The organism is Candidatus Formimonas warabiya, assembly GCF_002777255.1.
Taxonomy (GTDB): domain Bacteria; phylum Bacillota; class Dehalobacteriia; order Dehalobacteriales; family Dehalobacteriaceae; genus Formimonas; species Formimonas warabiya.
This window is the reverse complement of sequence record NZ_CP017634.1, coordinates 5,102,420-5,123,180: the sequence shown is the minus strand read 5'-3', so window position 1 is coordinate 5,123,180 and position 20,761 is coordinate 5,102,420. Positions and strand designations below refer to the sequence as shown.

The following is a 20,761-nucleotide window of genomic DNA, read 5'->3' as shown; positions in this document are numbered from 1 at the left end:
TCAGTTTCCTCCCTTGGGCATTTTTTGGATCAGGATATGACCGTACTCATCCAGGGTCACGTGATAGCCGGGAGGTACTACCGTGGTTGCGGTTAATTCTTCCACAATGGCAGGACCCATAAATTCTTGTCCCGGATGCAGTTCCTGCCGATTGTAAATTGCCGTATCAAACTCCCGGCCATAGAATACTGCCCTGCCTGTTTTTCTGGGCACAGGAGCACCCGTAACCTGTTTCAGCACTTTTTGCTTCAACTTTTTATCCAGCTGGCCAATGCCCACGAGCCGGAGATTGACAATCTCCACATCACCGGCCGGGTTGTTGTGCCCGTAGATTTGCTGGTGCAGTTCATGGAAGGAAGCCTTTAAACCGGTCATAGACTCGGCGGTGATCAGGCCGGGCGCAAAAGACACCCGGACCGTATACTCCTGTCCCACATAGCGCATATCCGCAGTTTTCAGGTACCCGGATTTCTCGCTGCTGATCTCCTGTTTTCGCAACAGCGCAGAAACCTCGGCCATCATTTCCTGGTAAATTTCATTCACCTTCTCCAGAGAGAGTTTATCGGCATTGCTTTTCATGGTGCGCACGGCGTCTTGCCGGATGTCGGACTGGAGCATCCCCCAGGCGGAGAAAGTCCCCGGCATTTCCGGCACCAGGATGGTATCAATATTCAGTTCCTCCGCAGTGAGACAGGCGTGCATGGGCCCGGCGCCCCCAAAGGCCACCAAAACAAATTCTCTCGGATCAATGCCCTTCCGTACCGTTAACTGCCGGATGGCATCCGCCATTTTGGCGTCGGCAATCTTACAGATGCCCTCCGCCGTCTCCTGAATCCCCAAATTTAATTGATCGGCCACCTTTTTCACCACCCGGAGGGCCGCTTCTTTATCCAGAACCATACTCCCGCCTAAAAATCCCTCCGGGTCAATACGTCCTAAAACCACGTTGGCATCCGTAATGGTGGCCTCTGTACCCCCGCCGGCGTAACAGGCCGGTCCCGGGTCGGAGCCGGCGCTGACCGGACCTACCCGGAGTCCGCCCCCCTCGATCCAGGCAATACTCCCTCCGCCTGCCCCGATGGTATAAATGTTGACCATGGGCACCAATATGGGGAATCCTTCCAACCGGGTTTCCGTGGATACGTCGGGCCGGCCGTTAATCACCAAACTGACATCGTAACTGGTTCCCCCCATATCCACACCGATGAGATTCCGGTAACCGGACAGTTCGGCCAGGGACTTATTTCCCACGGCACCCCCCACAGGGCCGGACAATAAAGTCTGAATCGGGGTTTCCTTGGCAATCTCCGCCGTGATCACACCGCCCCCAGACTGCATAATGTGCACGTTTCTTTCAAATCCCTTGTGCTGCATCCTGGTCTCCAAGAAATTCAAATACCGCTGCACAATAGGAGCAATATAGGCATTAATCACCGTGGTACTGGTCCTTTCATACTCGCGCCACTCCCGGGCGATGCGGTGGGACAGGGAAAGGGACACTCCGGGCAGCATTTCTCTTAGGATCCTTTCCATCGCCACCTCATGGACCGGATTCACGTAAGCGTTGATCAAACATACCGCCACAGAAAGGTAGGCTTTCTCCCTGATTTTTTCCCCGATCGCTTTTACTCTCTCTTCGGCCAGGGGGGTCCTGACGGAACCGTCGGAGAGGATCCGTTCTTCCACTTCAAAGGAGTCGATGCGGTCGATTAAGGGCTTGGGTTTCCGGTACGTAAAGTCATACATCTCGGGCCTGTTGCCCCGGCCGATCTCATAAACATCTCCGAAGCCCTTGGTGGTAATTAAAGCCACCTTTACTCCTTTTCTCTCCAGAAAGGCATTCAACCCCGAAGTGGTGCCGTGGACAAAAAAATCAATATCCCCATAACTGGCGATTTCACTGTCCAGGCCTTTCACAACCGCCTCAGAGAGATCTTTGGGCGTGGTTAAGGTCTTGCCTGCTTTATATGCTCCGGTTTCCATGTTGTAAAATACCAGGTCCGTAAAGGTCCCCCCGATATCCACAGACACTCTATATTTTCCCACGTTCTTTTCCTCCTCACGAAATCTTTTGCTTAACCTTTATCTCCTTGAAAAATGCCGGGTGTACGGACGCAGAGTACTTTAACCAGTTTTTTGGTAAAATTGGCCCACTCATGGGGGAGAGAGGAAAATATGTGCATACTATCTCCCGGGTTTAACTTGTACTCTTCATCACCCATAAAAACAGTTAAGATTCCTTCCAAGACATAAACAAACTCTTCTCCTTGATGAGAATAGGGGCTAATTTCTTCCCGGCCCTGGTTGGGTAAAAGATGAATCAACACGGGCTCCAATGATTTTCCTTCCAAGTCACTGGCCAGCCGGTAAAAATACTTTGATTCTTCTACCGAAAAGACTTCCTGTCCGTAACTGCGCATAATGTTTGCCTCATGCTTTTGGGGAAGGGTAAAGAAAAAAGCCAGATCTACTTCTAAAACTTGGGCAATTTTCTCTAGGGACGCCACCGTAAGGGAAGCCATTCCTCTTTCCACCTGCGAAAGAAAGCCAATGGACAAATCGGCTTTTTCGCTGAGATCCTTCAGAGTGAGTTCTTTTGCCAGGCGCAATTCCTTAATTTTTTGCCCAATTTCTTTTTTCACATTTTCTCCCCATTTCATTTGAGATTACAATTTGGCCCGGTGTTTATTTGACTAAAATTTTTGTAGTAATCATATTCTGTTTAAGTGAAATAAATGCTCAATTATTACTAAACTTTTCTAATTTTTTCATGATATTTGCTTAGATTGTGAATTTTTTTTGATATATAAAAAACCCCCGATCCCAGGTGTTTAAAGAGAAGCACCCGGGATCGAGGGTTTTGTTATTGTTCAGTTCATCAATCGCCTAAAGTTCTTGGAACCGGTCTTTCAGTTTTTTCATCACATCCGGCAAGGTGGTATATTCCATTTCATTCAAAGGAAGCCGGTGGGGCTCAAAGGGACCCATGCGCCGCACGTAATTGGCTATTTGATTTGCTGTATTTCGCGCCTCATTAAAGCTGACATCAGCAAAGAAATCCTGGGGTCCGATCAATTTCCCGTCTGCCAGCTGAAAACCTAAAGCGACCGCCCGCGGGGGGCCGTCGAAACGGCTAGGTACCGCATCCTTCATCGCCACAGGCATCAAGGGACCCACATGGCTCCCTCTCATCCAGCCGGCGACCAGATGAGGATAGGCAAAAGGCTCCAAAGCTTCACCTACCGCAGGCAGCCCGTTCTGGCACCGGACAATGCACACGGGATCATCTTTCCCAATGTACCGCCCGGCCATTAAATTCAGGCGCTGGGTGCTGGAGGTGGCAGCAACCTCTCCTTCCTTGGTATAAACAGACTTAATGCAATAGTGGCCCGGGGCGCCGATAAAGACAAGCAAATCGTAGATCTCTTCCGGGCACTGAAAAATCACTTTTTTGTGATGGATCAGGTCATGTACCTCAAACAAAAAACCGCCGTGCATTTTGGGGTCGATGACCAGACCAATGGTATTAAAGGGATCCGCAAACATTTTATATAAAGGCAGGTTCCAGGCACCCGGTTCCGTTTTGTCCGCCATAAAGACAATAACCGGTTCCGATTTCCTTTCCTCAAATTCCATTTCGGCCACACCAGGACCCATTCCTTTCACATTCCCGGAAAATGCGTCGGAAAGTAAATCTTGGCCGGCTCCGTATAATTTTAATTTTTTTGCCACTTCCGTGCAGGCCAAGAAGGTATTCCAAGCAAGTTTGTGGATTTCCCCATGATCCACACCCAAGGTATGTGTCATAATTAAGTTGATATCATCCCCTACAGTTCCTACAAAAAAATCAATTAAAATACCGCTTTTGGTCAGTTCTTCCTTTGCTTTTATCACTAACTCGGGATGAACCGTAGAATGCCCGACAAATCCTCCGATATCAGCCTTGATTACGGATAATGAAACTTTCTCCCCCATATTTGCATTAGCCTCCTTTTTAGATAAAAACAAATTATGTTATACTATATTTAATGTTTATTCAATATGTGTTATACAATTTCCTGCAAAATTACAAATTATAGTATAATATTTTATCGATCAAAATCTTTCAGGAATGGAATGACATTCCATGTGACATTTGATAAAATGAAAGGGAAAACCTGCGCCGGATTTAGCGCGTAAATTGGGGACTTTCCTCGATACAAGAGTCAAGAGGTAAGAGGCAAGAGGCAAGATGTTTGTCCTTCTTTCCTGATTCTAGCTTCCTTTCTTCCTTCTGGCTTCTTGCATCTTGTTTCTTGTTTCTTGGATGAGGTGTGTCCCCTAACCTTTAAAGGAGGCTTTTTCATGAAACTATTTGAAAAAAAAGGAAAGCAGAATACTCAGGAAACGATAGAAATCGCTGTAAAAAGGGCTCAGGAATTGAACATCAAGCATGTGGTCGTCGCCTCATGCTCCGGGGAAACAGCGGAGAAGTTTTTGGGATGTGGCCTAAATATTATTTGCGTCACCCACCAGGTAGGCTATAGCAAGCCCGGAGAAGACGAAATGTCACAGGAAATGCGTGAAGCATTACAGCGACAAGGAGTAAAGATTCTTACCACCACCCACCTTCTGGCAGGTGTGGACAGAGCGCTGCGTTTTAAATTCCAGGGAATTTATCCCGCGGAAATTATTGCCGGTACCTTACGCATGTTCGGCCAGGGTGTAAAAGTCTGTATTGAGGTGGCTGTAATGGCGTTGGACGCCGGGTTGATTCCTTTCGGAGAGGAAGTCGTGGTCGTGGGAGGAACAGGTTTTGGCGCCGACACCGCCATGGTGCTTACCCCCGCCCATTCCGCCTACATTTTTGATACCAATGTGAAAGAAATCCTTTGCATGCCCAGGGGACATTAAGTCGTTTTACGACCATCTCAAATATTATTTATATTTACCAACTGTACAGCCTTTCAATTTCTTTTATCTTTGGTTATACTTACAGTATAACCATTCATCGAAAAATCGCTCTTTCACTGAATGCTTTTAAGTATCAGGTATGGGAAGAACCCAATTTTTAGCTTTTTCCATAAGGATGTTATCATCATACCTTTTCAAAAGAAAGAAGGGAGAAACAATGATCATGCAGTCTATTTTGGGTTTGTTACCTACCCTTGGCCCCATGGAACTGGTTTTAATTCTTGCTTTGGCCTTGGTCGTCTTCGGTGCAGGGAAACTGCCCGGAGTGGGCAAGGCTATTGGCCAGAGTCTCCGTGAATTTCGCGCTGCTTCCAAGGAAGATGAACACGAGCAGGGAACCACACCCAAAAATAATTCATAAAACAGAGATTTGGAAGCGAGGTGCTGCCTGTGTTTAACATTGGCCCATCAGAGTTAATCCTGGTTCTGATCCTGGCTCTGGTTATATTCGGCCCCAGCAAAATTCCCGAACTAGGCCGGACCCTGGGCAGCGGTATCCGCGAGTTTAGACGGGCTACCCAGGAAATCAGTACGCAATTTAACAGCGTACTGGACGAACCCAAAAAAGAGGAGAAAAAAGAAGATAAGGAAGATACGAAAGACTAAATGCGCCCTAACGGCGCATTTTTTGCTTTATTTTACTTCGAACATATTCTGCCTGAATGCTTTCAGGTAGCGTGCACAATAGGGATCCTTATTTAACAGGGCCTGGGCCCCAATAATCAGCGCCATGAGGCGATCATCATTGGGGTCCATGATCAGGCTGTCCAGACCGGCCTCCATACACATCACGGTAATCCTCTACCGGTAGACCCCATATTCCCGGGTAAAATCTACCCATACTTTGACCAGTTCCGGTTTGGCTTCATCCAAAACCGTACTGGAGTTCATCATATATCCCCCATCTTTCCCCACCGTGTCAATCAATTTCTTGGTATATTCTTTCACGGATTCCGGCGTTCCCGTCTGCAGCAGGGATGCCGGCATCCCTCCCGTGATCGCCATGGTGTCTTTCAGCATTTCTTTGACCCGGACCATATTGGAACGGTCAAACCAGCCGAGAATTTTTCCTTTGGGCAGTTCCTGTAAATATTCCAGCCGTTGATCGTAAACTCCCTCGAAGAAGGGGATGGGCGTCAGATCCTCTTCAATTAGGCCAAGGAGAATTTTCTTCAGGAAGGGCCAATAAAACTTTTCGAACTGTTTGGGCGACATAAAACCGTCTGCGCCCCGGTGCAGGGGGATAAACACCCGGGGGTTGCCGCTTGCCTTGGCTCCCTGAATCGCGGCCCCAAGCAACAAGGGCAAAAGTTTTTCCTGGGCGGCGATCAGCTTGTCGGGAACCTGGAACATATCCATCATCGCCCCTCGCATCCCTCTGAGCAGGTCGGAAATAACATCAAAGGGGATGATCACCGGTGCCGTGTGGGAAGGAAGAAAACCCATCTGGTCCATGCGCTGATGAAATTCGGCAAATTTCATGCCCCATTCCGCCCCAATCTTAGACGCTTTGAGCATCACTTCCAAAGCCTCCGTCACCTGGGGCTGGGCCAATGCGCCGGCGATGAATCCCCCGCCGTAGCAGCCCAGCACAAACACTTTCAAGGGAGGCAGCATGCTTAATCCTGCTAAATTCTTGTACACCCGGGGTGTATAAACCCGGATCAAAAAATCGGCAGGGTCATCGAGCAGAAGGTCATACTCCTCCTGCTTCATATACTCTCCTTCCACAAACTGGTGGCTGGCATTGACGCCTATTTCATGTCCCGGCCACTTCATTTGCACTGTGCCCCAGAGATCATGGATGGGGCCGGGGGTAATCACCGGAGCATCCCCTGATAAGAACATTTCCGGCGTATAGTCCAGAATGAACTTCTCGAAAGCTTCCAGCCATTGGTCCTGTTTGTAATAGGCGTCTCGATAGGTCAATCCGCTATATTTGGCCGCCAAATAGTTGATTTGCAGAAAAACCGGCACCCGGTTCGGCGCTTTTAAGGCAATGATATCCGCCACCCTTTGTTTTCTTTCCGCAGCAGCCTGGGTCATTTTATTCCACCCCCATCCATTTTTGCGCTAGGATTACGGCATCCATGGCGTTTTCCCCATAACCGTCCGCGCCGGCATAATCTTTGATATCTTCCGTCACGGTTCCCCCGCCGACCATGATTTTCACCTTATCCCGGTATCCAGCCCCTGCGATGGCCGCCACGGTTTCTTTCATGGTGTCGAAGGTAATGGTCAAAAAGCCGCTTAATCCTACAATGTCCGGGTTCACTTCTTTTATTTTTTCCACAAATTTTTCGATAGGCACGTCCACCCCGAGATCAATCACTTCAAAACCGTTTACTTCCAGCATAAAAATGACAATGTCTTTGCCGATATCATGAATATCACCGGCCACGGTGCCAAATACGATTTTGCCCCGGTTTTTGTCTTCGGCGGATACTTCCTGCATCTTCGGCTTCACCATCCGGGTGATGCTTTTCAGAATTTCGCCGCCCATAATCAGTTCAGGAAGAAAATAGACTTGTTTTTCAAATCTTTGGCCGACGATTCCCATCGCCTCTTGGCAGCTGGAAAGAATCTCATTGACATCTGCTCCCTTTGCCAACATTTCCTCTACCAGCTTTAACGCTTCACCGTCCTTCATTTCAACGATGGCATTTACCAGACTATTTGACATACAAGCTCCTCCATTCAGATAGATTTTGAGTTTGCCCAAAAACGAGTGTCGTACCGGCTCTGAATATATCACCCCTTTCTAAAATAATTTGGTCCTTCCCTCTGATTTTAAAATCATTGTGTATATATGTATTTTTGTTATGTTGTCTATACATCTTCTCCTAAATTATAAAATAGATGAATTTATCCCGTCAACTATTTTTTTAAATCATATTTTGATGTTATTTGACAATTTTCCCTTCGAGAAACGATCTATCGCTGATGGGAGGGCAGAATCCGGGTCACCCCAGAAATCTGATCAAAGATCTCCAGTACAGTAACCGCATTATTGCAATAATAATCGGCACCGGTATAATCCTTGACAAATACATCCACCGGGCTGCCCCCAATGATCACATGCACGTAATTTTTCAACCCTTGCTCCCGCAGGAGATCAATGAGCCGTTTCACCGGTTCGATGCAAAAGTTCAGAACGACACATACGCCCAGGATGGTGGCCCCGGTCTCTTTAAGGGCGGTGATAAACCTTTCCGCCGGCACATCAACGCCCAAATCGCAGACCTGATAACCGGCCGCTCTTAAGATATAGATGACAATATTTTTGCCCAGATCGTGAATATCTCCCTCAATGGTTCCCATCACAACCCTTGGGGCTTGATCCTGATCAATACTGTCGGCTGCCACGGGAAAACAGGGTTCGACCAGTTTCATCACTTCTTGAAAAATCGCTTCCGACATCACCAGGTCGGAAAGAAAGTAACTGCCTTGATGATACCGCTTGCCTACCAGCTCTACTCCCTTTCGGCACTGCTCGACGATTTCCAGAGCGGACTCCCCGCTTTGCATTCTTTCCCTTACAAGGGCCAGGGTCTTTTCCTCTTCCAGATTCGCCATGGCGTTGATCAAGACATCACTCATCACGAAACCCCCTCCGGCTATTTAATATCCTCCGTATTCCATCCTTCATAACTGACCAGTTTGTACCGGTCGCCCCGAAAGATCGCTTTTCCCCAGGCAATAATGTGATTGTCCCCATCATAAATGGTTTGAATCATGAGAAATACCGGCGTTCCCGGCTTGACGCCAAGTACTTTTGATTCTTCATTAATGGTATGAGATGCCATGAGTACCTTCTTGGACCGGGTCGGTACGGTATCGCTGTGGGCGGCAGCCAGATTGGACAGGGAGGGATCCTTCAGTTCCGATTCCAGAATAGGTGTACTTTTGGTATATACTGTATAGCGGGTCTCATAGGCCAGCGGCTCACCGTCGGCAAAGATCACTACCCGAAAAAGTAAGCATCTGGTATCGACAGCGATGCCCAGCCTTTTGGCCAGCTTCTCGTCCGCCTTGATGATCTTTGTTTCCAGAAGCTCTGAATAGGGTTTCATGCCCTTTTGCCTGATTTCATCGTAAAAATTATTCAGGTCGAAAACCACATTATCCAGACGGGGCTTGGCCACAAAGGTTCCTTTTCCTTTCTGCGTATAAACCATACCTGCCGTAACCAGTTCCAGGATGGCCCGGCGCACGGTCATCCGGCTGATATCAAAACGTTCTGAAAGCTCCATCTCGGTGGGCAAAGCATCCCCCGGTTTCAGCTCCCCAGTGCGGATTTGATTCTCTACATACTTAAATAATTGGTAGTAAATAGGGATAATAGAACTTTTATCAACTATTGTTTCATCCTGCATGTGCGCACACCTTTGTTGTTTTATTGTATATACAACTAGTTTATCATACCCCCATACAGGTTTCAATCTTCCCGGCTACATATCTCGAATTCACCTGGAATTTTACCGGGGATAAAGCACAGGATACCTGCCAGGTCTGGAGCAAATACTTCACCTAGAGGGATACCAAGGCAGAGTGGATTTCACTATCTTGCCATTCATTTAACCGGAGACTATAATGTTAAAGAGAGGGATGCAACCAGTCCCTACAAGGAGAGATGAACTTGACTGACAAACCTATGACCATTTACGAGCATTTAAATGACCTGCGCAAAACATTGATTATTTCCTTAGCCGCCTGGCTGATCATCTCTACCGCGGCTTATTTTGGCTTTCAGGACCGGATTTTTGATTTTCTCACCGCTCCTTTGCGGGAAATGGACCTGAAACTGGTCATGACAACTCCTTTTGAAGGGTTTATGGTGAAGATCAAGGCCAGCTGTTTTGCCGGGATCCTGTTTTCCCTGCCTGTGATCCTCTGGGAGATCTGGAAATTTGTTCTCCCGGCCTTGCATACCCATGAGAAAAAATATCTCCTTCTCATCGTGCCCCCTTCTTTAATCTTATTTGTCGCCGGCATGGCTTTTTCCTATTACTTTGTTTTAGGCGTAGCCTTAAAGTTTCTCATTATGACCGCCGGGTCGGGCTTTATCCCCATGCTGGGCGCCTCCAAGTACCTGGGATTTATCATCGGTGTACTCCTTCCCTTCGGTTTTGTTTTCCAGTTGCCTTTGTTGTCCTTTGTACTGACAAGAATCGGCCTGATTACGTATAAAACCATGGCGAAAAAAAGAAAATATGCCATTGTGCTGATTTTTATCATTGCCGCAGTTATAACGCCTACCCCGGATGTGGTGACCCAGTGCCTCATGGCTTTGCCCATGGTTTTACTTTATGAAATCTCTATCCTTATTTCCCGGCTGGCACGGAAAAAACAAGTACCGGCCCATCCGGAGAAATCGTAAACACCTGTGAGGGGGCCATCGGTTCAGTCAGGATAATTTTTGGATCATAAATCGAGTAGGAGGCTACCCATTATTTGAGTAGCCGACCTCTCACACCACCACTCAAGCGGTTCCGCAAGTGGCGGTTCCCAAGTTTACACCTGGACAGATTTTAAGTAATCCGAGAAAAATACGTAACCTGCCTGTCTGAGGCGGGCATCGGTTACGGTGACATTTAGAATGTGGCTATTGGCGATCCGCCAGTAGCCTTTTCTTGTGCACGCAAACTTAATGGCATTGTCATGGTTGAGTCCGAGTTTCTTCAGCATTGCATATCTGGTGCGGATTTTCTTCCACTGTTTCCAGATATACATGCGAATTCTCCTTCTCAGCCATTTATCGGTTGCCCCAAGCATCTTCTTCATATCCGCGAGTTTGAAATAATTTACCCACCCCGTTATGAATTGTTTTAATTTAAGTTTCAGTAGTTCGTATCCGAGTCCGTTACTTCTAGACGTGATCTCTTTTACTTTTGCTTTCATCTTACTGATGCTCTTAGCATGGACACGAAGTTTGATTCCATCTTTTGATGGATAGAATCCGTATCCTAGGAATTTAACTTTGCCGATATAGGCAACCACCGTTTTCTCTCTGTTCACCCTTAGAAGCAGTTTGTCCTCAATGAAAGGTAGGATGTGCTCCAGCATCCTTTGCGCTGACCTTTTCGTCTTTGCAAAGAGTTGCACATCATCCGCATATCTGACAAATCTGATTCCTCTACGTTCCAGTTCATGGTCAAGTCCATTCAGCATGATGTTACTACATAAGGGACTGACGTTTCCGCCCTGAACGAGACCAAGTTCTGTCTCCTCGAATCTCCCTCTGTTTACTGCTCCTGCCGTGAGATACTTATGTATTAGGGATATGACTCTACCATCTCTGATTGTCCTTGACAGTATCTCAATCATTTTCGATTGGTTTACCGTATCGAAAAACTTCTCTAGGTCCATATCTACAACGTAGGTATACCCTTCGTTCGCGTATTCCTTACACTTCCTCAGCGCGTCATGAGCACTTCTCTTCGGCCTGAAGCCGTAGCTAGTTTCTGCAAATTGGGGTTCGAAGATGGGTAACAGTACTTGTGCGATTGCCTGCTGCAGCACTCTGTCTACTGCTGTTGGTATCCCCAACGTCCGCATTTTTCCCTTGTCCTTGGGTATTTCTACTCTTCGGACTGGATTAGGACGATATTTTCCGTCCAGAACCAACTTTACGAGTTCCTCTCCATTGTCTTTGAGATATTGCGAAATATGCTCCACTTCCATCCCATCGACTCCGTGTGCGCCTTTGTTTCTCTTAACCTGCTTGTATGCTTTGTTGAGGTTGTCTCGGTTTAAAATTCTCTCTAAAAGTCCGTTCTCTTCACTGTCGGCATTGGTGTTGTTGTTTTCAGTTATCCTCCTGTCGGTGAGCGCTCCCGCATACCCTTCGTGTTCCGCACTATCTCTTTGCGAGCAGCCCTTGCCACAGCAAGGTATTCTGCTTTCTTTTATCCCGACCTTGGTAACATTCATTGACTAACACCTCCTTAGGTTCAACCCTTCATAACGCCGTCGACTGCGTTACTACTATGGTATCTGCTGACTTCTCACGGTAAATCTTGTTTCAACCGCATTTCGCTAACTCGTTCCATGCGTCCGTGAGACCTCCCACGGTAAGACACGTAACTTTCATCCCATGTACCCGCCGTATTTACATCCCCGTGTCCGTGCAGTTTATTGGATTTGTCTTGTCATGCAGACTCATCCCACTTCGGATGCCTGATACGATTCGTGTTCCTCGGGTCGGAACTTTGCCGTAGGCTTCCTTCAGATTCCTCCTCGCGAAGGACACCCTTGCCATTGGCTAATGGTTGGCAACTGCCAGCCCCCATAGCGGACTTTCACCGCCTAGTTACGCGTCATGCGTGGCGCACATGAAGGGGGTGTAACAAAACGAAAGTTTCGTTACACCCCCTTAAATCGTGGTGAAACCTCGAGAATAAAACTTATTTCACGGTGCCGTCAATCCCCACGACCACTTCCCGATAAGGTACGATGGTTTTGGATCTCAGCATAGCTTCCTTTACCGCATTGACAATGCCGCTGCAGCAAGGCACTTCCATTCTCACTACGGTAATGCTCTTAATCTCATTTGCAGAAAGGATTTCCGTCAGTTTTTCCTTGTAGAATTCGTTGTCATCCAGTTTGGGACAGCCAATCACCGTGGTATGCCCTTTGATAAAGTCCCGGTGGAAGTCCCCGTAGGCAAAGGCCGTGCAATCCGCCGCCACCAACAGGTCGGCCCCTTTAAAATAATCTGCCTTCGGGTTAACCAGCTTCAACTGGACCGGCCATTGAGCCAACTCGGAAGGAATTTTTTCATCCGGTTTTGCTGATTCTTTTACGGTCTCGGCATGGGGTACCCCGGTTTTTTCTCTGGTAATCTTTTTTGCCATGGTTCCCGGACATCCGCAGGGCAAGGTAGGGGCCGGGGCCACCGCGTCCTTTTTCACTCTTAAGGCTTCAACGGCCTCTTCGCTGTAGGCACCGGCCTCCCGCTCCACAATCTGGATGGCATCGGCGGGACAGGCGGGCAGGCAGTCGCCCAAGCCGTCACAGTAGATATCACTGATTAGTTTTGCCTTGCCGTCTACCAATTCAATAGCACCTTCATGGCAGGCATTGACACACAAACCACACCCGGTGCATTTTTCCTGGTCAATATGAACAATTTTTCTTTTCATTTTTGTATTCCTCCTTCGTTTATTCTTTAATTTGATTCTAAAACATATTAAAATAGGAATATGTAACAAATGTTACACAGAAAAATTTTTTTGAAGGAACCGGTGATATGGAACAATATCTTTCTGTTCTGCAAAACTGCCTCCTTTTTCGAAATATGGGCATAGGGGAAATTGAGGAAATGATGAAAAGCCCCAGAAACCGCATTGTTGATTATCCGGCTGATGCGGTGATTGCGGTAGAGGGGGATAATTGCTCCGCTCTCGGTATCTTATTGGCCGGTAAAATCGAAATCCAAAAAATATATTCTTCCGGCAAAACGGTCACAGTGGCCCAATTTCGGCAGGGAAATATTTTTGGCGAAGCCATTATTTTTTCCCAGCACCATCAGTACCCCGGTACCGTTATCAGCCGCACGCCGGCCCGGATTCTGTTCGTGCAGCGGGAAACCATCGTTGCCTTGTGCAGCCAATATCCCCGGGCCCTGGAAAACTTTATGGAACTTTTATCGGAAAGAATTCTACTGTTAAACCAGAAAATCAAGCAACTATCCCTGGGCACCATTCGGCAGAAAATATGTCACTTTCTCCTGGAAGAGCATAAAAAGCAAAAGAGCCTGGTCATTCAATTGGACCTATCCAAGGAAGCTCTTGCCGAACACATGGGCATCCAGCGCCCCTCTTTGTCCCGGGAGTTCATGAAAATGCGGGACGAAGGATTAATTCGCTTTAAAAAAAACCGGATCGAAATCCCCAACCCCAAACAGTTGGAAGAATTTCTCTAATAAAAAAGCCCAAAAGGCTTTCCGGGATCAGGGTCTCGGGAAAGCTTTTTACAGGTTATAAAAGCCTATGAGAAGATTTAACAGGAGAGGTAAAATCCTATATGAAAATTGAAGTTACTTTTACGGGAGACAGCATTACACCGCAAATGGTCACCAACCATGCGGTAGTCGTGATTGATGTCCTGCGGGCCACCAGCACCATGGTCACCGCTTTGGCCAACGGGGCCCAAGAAATCATCCCCTGTCTGACCCCAGAGGAAGCCTTTCAAATATTAGGCTGTGCCGGGGAAAAGCCTTGCCTGCTGGGGGGAGAAAGGAAAGCAAAAATCATTCCCGGATTCCACCTGGGAAATTCTCCTTTTGACTATCCCCCGGAAAAGGTGGCGGGAAAGATCATTATCATGACTACCACCAATGGCACGAAAGCATTCTTAAATGCGGCAGGGGCAAAATTACTCCTGGTGGGAAGCCTGCTCAACAGCGGTGCTGTCGCCCGGGAATTGACCCAACAAACAGATGATGTCATTCTGGCCTGTGCCGGAACAGGGGGAAAATTTTCTTATGACGATATCCTGGCCGCCGGGTGCATTGTGCATAAAGTATCCCGGGGAAACCCGGAAATTCTTATTTCCGATAGTGCCTTAATGACCCGGCATATTTATGAAAAGCACCAGCATCATTTAGCGGAAGGGTTATTTCAGACGTATCACGGCAAACGCTTATTGGCTTTAGGATTAAAAGAGGATATCGAATTCTGTACCCGGGAAGATTTTTACCCCATTGTGCCCGTTTGGCAAAAGGGCGTAATCAAAATCATGGACACTACCAAAGGGCTTATGATATATTGAAGCAAGTTCTTAATTCAGATGGAGATTCTTTTACTCCATCTGAATTTTAGAACTGCAAATGCATGACTTAGTTGGCGTTGGACTCCCGCCTAAAGAGGCGGGAGACTTACGCCAAGTTAGTCAGGTTAAATTGGTTATGTTTAACCATTTGGAGGGATCCGATGAGAATCAAAGAATCCGCGGAAAACTATTTGGAAACAATTCTCATATTAAAAAATCGGCTTGGGCAAGTCCGTTCCATTGATATCGTCAATGAAATGAATTTTACGAAACCAAGTGTTAGTGTGGCGATGAAGCACTTTAGAGAAAACAACTATATCACCATGGACGAATTCGGCTACATTTCTTTAACAGATAAAGGACTTAAAATTGCGGAAAGAATTTATGAACGGCATCTGGTGCTGACCAAATGTTTGGTTGCCCTTGGCGTTGATGAAAAAGTGGCCAAAGAGGATGCCTGCGCCATTGAGCATGTGATTAGCGAGCAAAGCTTTGCAAAACTGAAAGAGCATATCCATAAGCATAAGTGATGGCCAGATAACAAATGTGTTGACACTAAATCTGAAAATGTTTTTTTCTGAGCTGGTTGGAGCTATCTATAATTGGTAGCTCCAAATTTATTTAGCTGGTCTTTTGAGATGTTGTATTTGATCAATTTTTGAAAATCCATGTCGTGTAAAGTGCTAAATATAGGAAAAATTTTTCTTGATAAAATAAATCGTATATGTTAAAGTGAATGCGTTAGTTGCAACTAACCCCTGTTTTAACTTTGAGATAGTTAGAACATATTTTTTTAGCCCTGGGTTAGTCTTGACTAACCCAGGGCTAAAATTGACACCGGCTATTATTTTTTTCACCATTAGTTAGTCTGGACTAACTAATGGTGAAACCAAATATCCCCCGGAAAAGAGGTGACTCTGAAAAAAGTACACGTATCAACAATTACTTATTAAATTGGGAGAGGAGGGTTTTATCAATGTTAAGATGGGTCCGAAACAAAGCAACAGCATTGATGCTATCCGTTGCGCTGCTATTTTCTTGTTTTTACACACCAACCCCAGCTGACACTGTTTACCATGACGGCACATATGTCGGAAGCGGCATAGGTTATACGGGACATGAGGATGCAACGGTAGACGGTACGATCACGGCAACGGTAACGATTGAAGACGGCATCATTACCTCGGTTGCTTTGGAAGGCAAAGAACAAACAACCCAATATGGCGCTTATGGCTGGCCCACCACAAGCCAAACCATGATTGAAAGAATATTAGATGCCCAAAGTGCCGAGGTGGATGCTGTTACCTCGGCCACGTATAGTTCGAAGGGAATTAAAGAAGCGGTTGGCGATGCCTTATCACAAGCGGTTGACTTTGCTTCAACAGGAAGCGGCACCATGAACGATCCTTATACCATCCGGACAGTGACCCAGCTTGAAGAATTCCGAGCTGCGGTGGATGGGGGAACAACCTATGCAGGACAGTATGTGGTCCTTGCGAAAGATCTCACCCTTGAGGATGAGTGGGATCCCATAGGCACCAATACGGCCGGCTTTGCCGGAACCTTTGACGGTGATGATCATCGTATTCAGGATGTTGCTATTGACATGGAAGCAAGCGGGGACACGAATGCTGGTTTCTTCTCTATTCTTGCCAACACCGCCACAATAAAAAATCTCCATTTAGAGAGTGTATCGATGTCGGTTTATTCGAATGGCGGCGTCGTTCGCCTGGGCGGAATTGCGGGTGATTGCGCAGGCGGCACGGCTGATAATCGTACAGTAATCGATAATTGCTCTGTCGCAGGTGACATCATCAGCGCCGAAACATCAGGCGCCAGTCTGAGCTTTGCAGGAGGCATCCTGGGCAGAACCATGACCTATGCTTCGGTGACAAATTGCTGGTCCGATGTTGATATCTCTGCTACTTCGGGCGGCAACCCTTCCGCCTATGCGGGCGGACTAACCGGCATGAGCGGCAATAATACCCTGATCTGCAATTCGTATACGCTGGGCGACATCGCCGCGTCATCACCCAACAGTACTAACTTTGCGGGAATGGCGGGGGGAATTGCGGCGATGCTGGGCGGAAAGCAATATAACTGCTATGCCATGGGTGATACCGCCATAAACAATACCAGCTCAACCCAGAGGTATATCGGCGCCTTAGACGGACAGATTACCGGCAGTGGGGGCAATGGGTTTGCCCAATATGGCTATTACAATACCAGATCTAGTCAAACGGTAAATGGTGCAGAACGGGATGAGGTGGCCCCGGTCGGCCCTACAGTATCAGATGCCGTTTACTCCGATCTAGAGGGATATACCGAATCATTCATGGAGTCTGAGGATTTTGCGGACGTATTGAATGAAAATCTTCCGGAAATCAACCGCAGCATTTTGCCAGCGGGCATTTATCTCAACAAATGGGTTTATGATGCCGACTCGGACGTTGTTTGCCTAACAGCCGCGCCATCTGCCAATCCGACCATATTTGCCTCGGGTACCGGCTCCCAAGCCGACCCCTTTATCATTGAAACCCCGGAACAGATGGAGAACTTTGCAAATTCCTTAAATGCAGATCTGGATTATGAAAATTACCATATCAAGCTGGCAAATGATATTGACCTTACCGAGCTTGACGGTGACTGGACCCCCATCGGCGCCAGCTCATATACCTTTGAAGGAACCTTTGACGGGGATGGCAATGAAATTCAACATCTCACCATCGGTTCGGAAAGCAATCCCAGCAGCGATCCTTCTGCATACTATGCCGGCGTCTTCAGCGTTCTCGGCCCTAATGCTGTGGTAAAAGATCTTGGTGTCACAGACGCTCAGGTATATTTGAGATTTACCGGTTCCTCTGCTTCTGCGGCAGCACTTGCAGGCTATTCCCAGGGTGCTCTTATCGACAACTGCTATGCCACAGGCGTTCTGCGTGCAGAAGCTGCTACTGTAGGTAATTGCTGGGCAGGTGGTCTTGTAGCCTCTTCCTATCAGGGAAGCATTGTCAACAGTTGGACCGATACCGCTGTGTCGGCCCGGGCAGCGGAAAATTACTGGGCGGAAGCAGGCGGACTGATCGGATTAAGCAACAGAACAACGATCGCCAACTGCTATAGCTTAGGTGATACCGGCGCAGCCTCGGCAGGCGACAATCTTACCTGTGTGGGCGGTATGGCGGGTATGAATGCAGGCTACATTGTAAACAGCTACGCCACAGGCGGCCAATCCACCGCAGCCAAAGCCACGGATATCGGCGTGATCACAGGAAGAAACACAGGTATTGGAGAAATATACAACTCTTACTACAACGAAGAAGCAGTTCAGATTGTACAGGGCGCTCAAATCTCTCCGGCCAAAGGCGTTGCTGTTGAGGTTGACGGCGGGATTATAAAAGACGTGGCAGGGAAGACGCCGTCAGAGATGCAAGAAGAGGAATTTGCCGCCCTTCTTAACAGTAACTATGATCTCTTTCCGGTTGAACTTTCCAGCGGCGTTGCGCTGAGGCAGTGGGAGCTTCAAGGCGGTATGGTTACTCCTACTGGTGCAGTTGCCGACATCCAACCGGCAGTAGAAATTCCGCGGGTTTACGAGGATGGAACCTATACCGGACGTGCACGCAATGAAAACGGCGCATATATCTATGTCTCGATAACAACATATAAGGAAAGCCCCTATGCGGGAGATGAGATAAAATCAATAGAGGTAACGTCCCATAGCGAAGAAGACGGCTTTACTGAGATCGCCGGTAAAATCATTGACGCGGTTATGGCCACCCAAAGCACAGATATTGATGTGGAAGTGGAGGATGGATTTTCAAATGCCGCGGCAACACTCCTTGGTGCCATCGATATTGCTTTATATAAAGCCCAATACGGCGATACCCGCATTTACAGAACTGCCTTTGCCCCTGATTTCTTTACATCCGGCACAGGAACAGAGCAAGACCCTTACATCATTAAAACGAAGGAGGAGCTTAAAGCCTTTGGTGCCTATGTAAGCGGCGACGAAACATACGAAGGGGAGGATTTTGCAGGCCGCTATGTCAAGCTTGCCGGTAATATTTCTCTGGCCGGAGAAAACTGGAGTCCCATGGGCGGAGATGACTACGCTTTCTGCGGCAGTTTTGACGGCGACGGATATGCGATCAGCAATTTAACAATAGGAAACCCCACTGCATATGCCCATGGCGCATATATCGGTTTATTTGGTATTCTTGACACAAATGCTGAGATTTCAAATCTCACACTCACAGATGTCTCAATTTATGCGGAAAACAGCGCTTCCACAATTGCAGGAACACTTGCGGGCTATGCGGCAGGTGCGGTCATAGACAATTGTGCGGTAACAGGCGAGGTTTACAGTAAGACCACGGAGGAAGGCAATAATTTCGCCGGTGGACTGATCGGCCAAACATACAGAGGTTACATCGCAAATTGCCGAATAGATGTGAAGGTTTCGTCTCTAAACGAATCGGAATATTGGTCGGAAGCAGGCGGCATGATGGGTTCAAACAACAGAACGGCGGTGATTAATTGTTATGTGCTGGGTGATGTTTCAGGCTCCAGCAATAAGGTGAATAGAACGGCGGTAGGCGGTCTGGCGGGAATGCAGGCCGGTGTTGTGATTAACTCCTATGCCATGGGGGATGTTACTTCGGTTGCCTATCCCGCTACGGATCTTGGCGTCTTTGCCGGAAGAAATACCGGTATCGCCATGGTTTCCCATGTCTATTATAACAAGGATGCCATAATTGCATCAGCAGGGGAAACGATACCTACCACAGGAGTTGGGGTACAGGTTGACGGACAGGTTACCGATAATTTGGTGGAAATGACGGCAGGCGACATGAAAAACAAATCCTTTGCCGAACTGCTCAATTCAAATATCGATAACGGTACTGTAGCGGCAGCACTCCAACAATTCACGACAACCCTGCCGGAAAGCATTGACCTGTATAAATGGGCATATGATACGGAAAAAAATCTCGTGTCATTAAATACGGCAGACAACGTAACAATCACGGTACAGGCGGAAGGAAACGGTACGGCAGCAGGCAGTGGTGCATACCGGAAAAATTCCCAGGTAACAGTGGTCGCAACAGCCAACAGCGGTTACAAATTCAGCGGCTGGTACGTTGGCGAAACCTTGGTATCTTCCAATGCAACCTACACCTTTACCGCATCCGGTGATACAACATTGATTGCTAAATTTACCAAAAAATCCGGCAGCTCTTCCGGCGGTGGTTCTCCTTCATCAAGTAGTAGTACAACACCTACAACACCTGCGCCCACGGATGAAGCACCCAAACCAGCGGAAACCTCATCCATTTCAAAGATATACAATGATATTCCCGTTTCCTATGAATGGGCAGTAAGTTATATCGAAAAATTAAGCGAAATGGGCATCTTATCGGGGAGAGGTGATGGCGGTTTTGACCCGGCAGGAAAAGTAACACGTGCTGAATTTATGAAGATAATCGTTCTTGCCCTTGAAATTGAGGCAGGAGATTCAGCAGCTTTATTTTCAGATGTGGACAGTACTGCCTGGTATGCCGAGTTTATGAATACTGCCGCATCAGCGGGTATTATTTCCGGTTACGAGGATGGTTCGGCTAAGCCGAATCACAATATTACCCGGGAAGAAATTGCCGTAATGCTGGTGCGGGCAGTCGGTGAGGATAAAATGGCGGAGCTGGCAGGGAAGGAGGCTGTTGGGTTTGCCGACGCAGGGAGCTTTTCCGATTGGGCGGCGTCAAGCATTGAATTGCTTGCCAGAGCAGGGATCATCAATGGTGACGCGGCACAGAATTTTAATCCGCAAAAGCCGGCCACCCGCGCGGAAACAGCCAAAATGGTCTGCGCCTTACTGGAACTATTGAGGAAGTAGAATCCTTCTCTAAATAAGATTAGGGCCAAGGTTCTAAATTTGGCCCATATAAAGACAAAACTAAATTTTACAATTCATGCGGGGACACCTGGTGTTTTCGAAGTTTGCTCGGTGATCGTTAAAAACATGAAGGCCGTCCCCGCC

Annotated in this window: 18 protein-coding genes; 8 read left to right on the top strand and 10 right to left on the bottom strand. The window is 47.5% G+C overall.

Features of this window, described 5'->3' with window-relative positions:
- From DCMF_RS23290 to fbp, 3 genes are all read right to left on the bottom strand, one after another.
- Positions 1–2,046: a hydantoinase/oxoprolinase family protein gene (locus DCMF_RS23290; RefSeq protein ID WP_148136641.1), complete on the bottom strand. Its 2,046-nt coding sequence runs from the start codon at positions 2,044–2,046 to the stop codon at positions 1–3.
- 29 nt (positions 2,047–2,075) lie between these two features.
- Complete coding sequence (locus tag DCMF_RS23285; RefSeq protein ID WP_214658840.1) at positions 2,076–2,642, bottom strand: helix-turn-helix domain-containing protein; 567 nt, start codon at positions 2,640–2,642, stop codon at positions 2,076–2,078.
- A gap of 244 nt (positions 2,643–2,886) precedes the next feature.
- Complete coding sequence (fbp, locus tag DCMF_RS23280; RefSeq protein ID WP_148136639.1) at positions 2,887–3,975, bottom strand: fructose-1,6-bisphosphate aldolase/phosphatase; 1,089 nt, start codon at positions 3,973–3,975, stop codon at positions 2,887–2,889.
- A 369-nt stretch (positions 3,976–4,344) separates the two neighbouring features.
- Here fbp and DCMF_RS23275 point away from each other — a divergent pair, with 369 nt between their 5' ends.
- The 3 genes from DCMF_RS23275 to DCMF_RS23265 all read left to right on the top strand — a co-directional run bounded on the left by DCMF_RS23275 (position 4,345) and on the right by DCMF_RS23265 (position 5,559).
- A complete protein-coding gene (locus DCMF_RS23275) occupies positions 4,345–4,893 on the top strand; it encodes a pyruvate kinase alpha/beta domain-containing protein (RefSeq protein WP_148136638.1) in 549 nt (182 codons plus the stop codon).
- A gap of 223 nt (positions 4,894–5,116) precedes the next feature.
- Positions 5,117–5,314 carry a twin-arginine translocase TatA/TatE family subunit gene (gene tatA, locus DCMF_RS23270; RefSeq protein WP_148136637.1) on the top strand — a complete coding sequence of 66 codons (198 nt, stop codon included), beginning with the start codon at positions 5,117–5,119 and terminating at the stop codon, positions 5,312–5,314.
- 29 nt (positions 5,315–5,343) lie between these two features.
- Positions 5,344–5,559, top strand: a complete 216-nt coding sequence (locus DCMF_RS23265) for a Sec-independent protein translocase subunit TatA/TatB (RefSeq protein ID WP_148136636.1) — start codon at positions 5,344–5,346, stop codon at positions 5,557–5,559.
- A 27-nt stretch (positions 5,560–5,586) separates the two neighbouring features.
- On the opposite strand, the gene DCMF_RS29390 is transcribed toward DCMF_RS23265, so the two are convergent.
- The 5 genes from DCMF_RS29390 to DCMF_RS23245 all read right to left on the bottom strand — a co-directional run bounded on the left by DCMF_RS29390 (position 5,587) and on the right by DCMF_RS23245 (position 9,329).
- Entirely contained in the window at positions 5,587–5,745 is a 159-nt protein-coding gene (locus DCMF_RS29390) for a hypothetical protein (protein ID WP_214658839.1), read from the bottom strand.
- Between the two features lie 9 nt (positions 5,746–5,754).
- On the bottom strand, positions 5,755–6,999 hold the full coding sequence (locus DCMF_RS23260) for a uroporphyrinogen decarboxylase family protein (protein WP_148136635.1): 1,245 nt from the start codon (positions 6,997–6,999) through the stop codon (positions 5,755–5,757).
- Between the two features lies 1 nt (position 7,000).
- Entirely contained in the window at positions 7,001–7,636 is a 636-nt protein-coding gene (locus DCMF_RS23255) for a cobalamin B12-binding domain-containing protein (RefSeq protein WP_148136634.1), read from the bottom strand.
- A 251-nt stretch (positions 7,637–7,887) separates the two neighbouring features.
- On the bottom strand, positions 7,888–8,553 hold the full coding sequence (locus tag DCMF_RS23250; RefSeq protein ID WP_148136633.1) for a cobalamin B12-binding domain-containing protein: 666 nt from the start codon (positions 8,551–8,553) through the stop codon (positions 7,888–7,890).
- A 17-nt stretch (positions 8,554–8,570) separates the two neighbouring features.
- On the bottom strand, positions 8,571–9,329 hold the full coding sequence (locus tag DCMF_RS23245; protein ID WP_148136632.1) for a GntR family transcriptional regulator: 759 nt from the start codon (positions 9,327–9,329) through the stop codon (positions 8,571–8,573).
- Between the two features lie 263 nt (positions 9,330–9,592).
- Here DCMF_RS23245 and tatC point away from each other — a divergent pair, with 263 nt between their 5' ends.
- Positions 9,593–10,333 carry a twin-arginine translocase subunit TatC gene (gene tatC, locus DCMF_RS23240; protein WP_148136631.1) on the top strand — a complete coding sequence of 247 codons (741 nt, stop codon included), beginning with the start codon at positions 9,593–9,595 and terminating at the stop codon, positions 10,331–10,333.
- Between the two features lie 134 nt (positions 10,334–10,467).
- On the opposite strand, the gene ltrA is transcribed toward tatC, so the two are convergent.
- Complete coding sequence (gene ltrA / locus DCMF_RS23235; protein WP_148136630.1) at positions 10,468–11,886, bottom strand: group II intron reverse transcriptase/maturase; 1,419 nt, start codon at positions 11,884–11,886, stop codon at positions 10,468–10,470.
- 473 nt (positions 11,887–12,359) lie between these two features.
- Positions 12,360–13,097: an ATP-binding protein gene (locus tag DCMF_RS23225; protein WP_148136629.1), complete on the bottom strand. Its 738-nt coding sequence runs from the start codon at positions 13,095–13,097 to the stop codon at positions 12,360–12,362.
- 107 nt (positions 13,098–13,204) lie between these two features.
- On the opposite strand from DCMF_RS23225, the gene DCMF_RS23220 reads away from it, so the two are divergent.
- From DCMF_RS23220 to DCMF_RS23205, 4 genes are all read left to right on the top strand, one after another.
- Positions 13,205–13,879 carry a Crp/Fnr family transcriptional regulator gene (locus tag DCMF_RS23220; protein WP_148136628.1) on the top strand — a complete coding sequence of 225 codons (675 nt, stop codon included), beginning with the start codon at positions 13,205–13,207 and terminating at the stop codon, positions 13,877–13,879.
- 101 nt (positions 13,880–13,980) lie between these two features.
- The gene (locus DCMF_RS23215) at positions 13,981–14,727 is read left to right on the top strand and encodes a 2-phosphosulfolactate phosphatase (RefSeq protein ID WP_148136627.1); all 747 of its coding nucleotides are present in this window, start codon (positions 13,981–13,983) and stop codon (positions 14,725–14,727) included.
- Between the two features lie 161 nt (positions 14,728–14,888).
- Positions 14,889–15,257, top strand: coding sequence for a metal-dependent transcriptional regulator (locus DCMF_RS23210; RefSeq protein WP_148136626.1), 369 nt, complete (start codon positions 14,889–14,891; stop codon positions 15,255–15,257).
- Between the two features lie 446 nt (positions 15,258–15,703).
- Positions 15,704–20,617: an S-layer homology domain-containing protein gene (locus DCMF_RS23205; RefSeq protein ID WP_214658838.1), complete on the top strand. Its 4,914-nt coding sequence runs from the start codon at positions 15,704–15,706 to the stop codon at positions 20,615–20,617.
- Positions 20,618–20,761 lie beyond the last annotated feature (144 nt).

Excerpts from the sequence above, each read along its gene's own strand:
- fbp (WP_148136639.1), bottom strand. The coding sequence starts at position 3,975 with ATGGGGGAGAAAGTTTCATTATCCGTAATCAAGGCTGATATCGGAGGA.
- DCMF_RS23275 (WP_148136638.1), top strand. The coding sequence starts at position 4,345 with ATGAAACTATTTGAAAAAAAAGGAAAGCAGAATACTCAGGAAACGATA.
- tatA (WP_148136637.1), top strand. The coding sequence starts at position 5,117 with ATGCAGTCTATTTTGGGTTTGTTACCTACCCTTGGCCCCATGGAACTG.
- DCMF_RS23260 (WP_148136635.1), bottom strand. The coding sequence starts at position 6,999 with ATGACCCAGGCTGCTGCGGAAAGAAAACAAAGGGTGGCGGATATCATT.
- DCMF_RS23255 (WP_148136634.1), bottom strand. The coding sequence starts at position 7,636 with ATGTCAAATAGTCTGGTAAATGCCATCGTTGAAATGAAGGACGGTGAA.
- DCMF_RS23250 (WP_148136633.1), bottom strand. The coding sequence starts at position 8,553 with ATGAGTGATGTCTTGATCAACGCCATGGCGAATCTGGAAGAGGAAAAG.
- DCMF_RS23245 (WP_148136632.1), bottom strand. The coding sequence starts at position 9,329 with ATGCAGGATGAAACAATAGTTGATAAAAGTTCTATTATCCCTATTTAC.
- ltrA (WP_148136630.1), bottom strand. The coding sequence starts at position 11,886 with ATGAATGTTACCAAGGTCGGGATAAAAGAAAGCAGAATACCTTGCTGT.
- DCMF_RS23225 (WP_148136629.1), bottom strand. The coding sequence starts at position 13,097 with ATGAAAAGAAAAATTGTTCATATTGACCAGGAAAAATGCACCGGGTGT.
- DCMF_RS23220 (WP_148136628.1), top strand. The coding sequence starts at position 13,205 with ATGGAACAATATCTTTCTGTTCTGCAAAACTGCCTCCTTTTTCGAAAT.
- DCMF_RS23215 (WP_148136627.1), top strand. The coding sequence starts at position 13,981 with ATGAAAATTGAAGTTACTTTTACGGGAGACAGCATTACACCGCAAATG.
- DCMF_RS23210 (WP_148136626.1), top strand. The coding sequence starts at position 14,889 with ATGAGAATCAAAGAATCCGCGGAAAACTATTTGGAAACAATTCTCATA.
- DCMF_RS23205 (WP_214658838.1), top strand. The coding sequence starts at position 15,704 with ATGTTAAGATGGGTCCGAAACAAAGCAACAGCATTGATGCTATCCGTT.